The sequence below is a fragment of the Terrimonas sp. genome, assembly GCF_003075435.1.
Taxonomy (GTDB): Bacteria; Bacteroidota; Bacteroidia; order Chitinophagales; family Chitinophagaceae; genus Agriterribacter.
This window is the reverse complement of sequence record NZ_QCZJ01000064.1, coordinates 1-3,245: the sequence shown is the minus strand read 5'-3', so window position 1 is coordinate 3,245 and position 3,245 is coordinate 1. Positions and strand designations below refer to the sequence as shown.

Here is a 3,245-nt window from a genome sequence, read left to right as displayed (position 1 = left end):
ATACACTGTTTACATCTTCCCCGGATGGCAGGTGTGTACGTGCAATGCGTACATGAGGCAGCAATGTATATAACGCATGTGCATGTTTGTGTGTGGCTGCTTCGCCGGCTTCGTCTGCATCAAGCATCAGGATGATTTCTTCAAGCTGTGGCAGGCTGGTGATGGCTTGTATATGTTCTTCTGTTAGCCCGTTCGTGCCATACAATGATAAAACACTGTAGTTACTTTTGATTGCTTCCTGCTGTAATAAACTTGCTGCATCAATGATGCTTTCAACAAGTATCAGCTTTTTTGCCTGCCTGCCGGCAGGCAGGTTTGCTTGCGGATAACCGGGATATAAACCGCTTCTGTTCGCTAAATAAAAATGCCTGGCCGAACCGTTAGGGGCGGCTCGCTGATCTGTGTCGCTCGTGATACTACGACCATACAACGATATTATTTTCCCTTCCTGGTTCTTTAACGGGAAGATAATACAGTCCTTTGCCCATACGCTGTAACCGCCTGCCGGCTTTGGTTTTAGCAAGCCGTATTGCTCACAGCTTTTTATAAAATGTGGCTCATTTAATTTATGATGCCAGTCGCCGGAGTTATAGCCTGCTTCATGTTGCTTGTAGTTAATGGCTCTGCCTTCTAAATAATCAACCGCTTTCTTTGATAACGGTAAGGCTTTGGTAAAGTATTTAAACAGCTTCATTAGCACAGCTTCCTTTGCTATTGTATCAGCTTCGATAAAAAGCCTGGCTGCCGGCAAGGCAGGTTTCGCTTCGATAGTTTTCCCTTCTGCCTTACTCCCTACACCTTCCACCATTTCCGCTGCTTTTACCAACGCCTCATGTTTGCTGCATTTTTCTTTCAGCTCTATAAACTGTATCGCATCTCCTGTGCCGGCATTGCAGTTGCTGCTGAAGCAGCAAAAGGTATTTGTTGCCGGGTAAATTTGCAGGCTTGGGGTTTTATCCGGGTGGAAAGGGCATAGCAGCCGGTTGTTTTTATCGGGCTTTAAGCCGTAGTGCTGCAATACCTGCCGGATGGTGAGCTGCTCTTTGATCTGCCTTAGCTCCATTACTGTGCGGTTTTGATGATGAGTGTATTTTGCTCTACCGTGATCTCCACTGCATCGCCTACCTTAAAGCCTGCCTGCTCCAGCCACAGCCCGCTCACGTTCAGCCAGGGAACTGCTTTGTAAGTATTACAGAGCCAGCCGCCATGCCCTGAAGGGCGGTTTTTACCGTGCAGCTTTACTTTTCGGATGCGTTCTTTTGCCATGTGGATAAATTTTATAAATTTTTTCTCCCGGAACTATCAGACACAAATGTAATAGATAATTCCATAACACAATGGAACTATGCTGTTTTTTTATGCACTTTAATTACATAATTTTAGACTTTATTGTAATTATCAGTCAAATACGGTCTTATATGGCATCAAAAACAGGTAAAATCATTGCTGATTTGCGCAAAGCAAAAGACTGGAGCCAGACGGAACTGGCTACCCATAGCGGCGTATCAAGGGAGATGATCGGTAAGTATGAACGCGGCGAAGCCGTGCCTTCTATTGACGCGGCAAAGAAAATCGCGGATGCTTTTGAGGTATCTATGGATTACCTGGTTGGTGAAGGCATTAACGCCAGCTTTGATAAGAAAAACATTAAGCGCCTGCAGGATATTGAAAAGCTCGATAGTGATGTAAAGGATAAACTCTACTTCGTTATTGATAACATCATACAAAACACGAAAGCTAAAAAAGCGCTCGCTTCGTAAACTACAAAAGCCCGGCGCCGGGCTTTTGTAGTTTGGTAGTAGTTTTCTAATTCATGGCACAAGCGATACGCTTACGACTGTTGGGAGAAATCATCACATCACTAACTCTAAACAATACAATAGCAAGCAAAGCTATCCCAATGGAAATACTAATGGATAATTCGGTGATATTAATGAGTTAATTTTAGGAAATTCTTCTCCCAGCTTTACAAGCTCTTTTTTTGAAATCGGACAATACTTCCAGAGAAAGTGATCATTATAAGTTCTGTCAATATCAAACCAGTAAAATATCTTTTCATGCCTCAATGCTTTATTAACTTCTATTAAACTATCTATCATCCGCATATTAATTCCATTCTCAATTTGATAAATTGAATCGTCATCTTTATTTAGCCAGTCATTGTATTTTTGAGCATATTCTTTTCTCCATTTTACTATATCTATATATTGAAGAATATGGGGATACAATGCAGATTTAATTGGAAGTGAAGTTTCGTCTTTCATTTTAAATAGGACTTCTGCTTGATTGGGAAGCCACATCACTTTGATAAGTTCCTTATTTTTTAAATCTTCCATCTTTCAATAGTTTTAGTGCTTTCTTTGCTCCTTCTTGACCTTGCTTTGCCGCCTTCTCAATTTGGCCTAATGTTTTGTCTCGATATTGATCAGGAAATTCTGAATTAATTGATCCTTTTCTGTCTTTTGAAATAATATCTTGGGCCGTACGATCCTTCTCTGTAGAAAAAACTATTGAAGGTGGATTATGAGGCATGGAACCTGGATAAGCTTGAAGCCCACTATTTATAGCTTCTCCAAAATAATAAATAAATGAGAGTAAACCTCCGCCAATTGCAACAGGAACAATTAATGGGTCATCAATTACCCCAACGCCAGTCACGTCATCTGCAGCAAGCATACCAATTATAGCTGCTGTTCCCATTAAGGTTCGGCTAGCTTTGCTATCTCGTGCCGTTAAATTATCACTATTATTTTGAGGTTGTTCTGTTTTTTTAGGAGGAGATTTAATCACGACTTCTTCTAAAACGATAGCATTTTCAGGCGTTGTAGAAAGTTTTGTAGAATCCGCTGTCAATCCCAATGGATCATTTAAAAGTATTGGATTGTTATTTGCAAATACATATGGGCTTATATTATAGGTTTCATCAGCTAACTCATCAATTTGATGGAACCTCCCTATTTGCGGATCATACATTCTATGCACTGCATCATACCAGTCAAGCCCGCTACCATCAGAAAATTCTTTTGACTGTAATTCATTACCACCATTGTACTTGTATTTATTTTCAGGCTCTCCGAACGCCAGTGCCTTGGAGCTTATCCCGGCCATTGTTAATCCAAACGGATAATAATTACCATCCCCATTTTGATGCTTTTACAAAAACGTCCCCAACGCCCAGGCATCAACTCAAAGAACTACGTTACAGCCCTAAAAATAACGGTTTTTCTTTTTCAATTGAAAAGAAA

General features: G+C 40.8%; 4 protein-coding genes and 1 pseudogene. 1 reads left to right on the top strand and 4 read right to left on the bottom strand.

What is annotated here, in order from left to right; translation table 11 throughout:
* Positions 1 to 1,063, bottom strand: a 1,063-nt coding sequence (locus DC498_RS25795; protein WP_116877005.1) for a CHC2 zinc finger domain-containing protein, incomplete at its 3' end; no start/stop codon positions are given.
* Positions 1,063 to 1,266 carry a SymE family type I addiction module toxin gene (locus tag DC498_RS25790; RefSeq protein WP_116877004.1) on the bottom strand — a complete coding sequence of 68 codons (204 nt, stop codon included), beginning with the start codon at positions 1,264 to 1,266 and terminating at the stop codon, positions 1,063 to 1,065. The genes DC498_RS25790 and DC498_RS25795, both read right to left, overlap by 1 nt.
* A 152-nt stretch (positions 1,267 to 1,418) precedes the next feature.
* Between DC498_RS25790 and DC498_RS25785 the strand changes: the two genes are divergently transcribed.
* Positions 1,419 to 1,760, top strand: coding sequence for a helix-turn-helix domain-containing protein (locus DC498_RS25785; RefSeq protein ID WP_116876914.1), 342 nt, complete (start codon positions 1,419 to 1,421; stop codon positions 1,758 to 1,760).
* Positions 1,761 to 1,892: 132 nt separating this feature from the next.
* Here DC498_RS25785 and DC498_RS25780 read toward each other — a convergent pair whose 3' ends face one another.
* Together DC498_RS25780 and DC498_RS25775 are read right to left on the bottom strand one after the other, a co-directional pair.
* A complete protein-coding gene (locus DC498_RS25780) occupies positions 1,893 to 2,336 on the bottom strand; it encodes a hypothetical protein (RefSeq protein ID WP_116877003.1) in 444 nt (147 codons plus the stop codon).
* A pseudogene (locus DC498_RS25775) lies at positions 2,317 to 3,117 on the bottom strand (RHS repeat domain-containing protein); the annotation flags it as partial. The gene DC498_RS25780 and the pseudogene DC498_RS25775, both read right to left, overlap by 20 nt.
* Between the last annotated feature and the right edge of the window lie 128 nt (positions 3,118 to 3,245).

Excerpts from the sequence above, each read along its gene's own strand:
- DC498_RS25790 (WP_116877004.1), bottom strand. The coding sequence starts at position 1,266 with ATGGCAAAAGAACGCATCCGAAAAGTAAAGCTGCACGGTAAAAACCGC.
- DC498_RS25785 (WP_116876914.1), top strand. The coding sequence starts at position 1,419 with ATGGCATCAAAAACAGGTAAAATCATTGCTGATTTGCGCAAAGCAAAA.
- DC498_RS25780 (WP_116877003.1), bottom strand. The coding sequence starts at position 2,336 with ATGGAAGATTTAAAAAATAAGGAACTTATCAAAGTGATGTGGCTTCCC.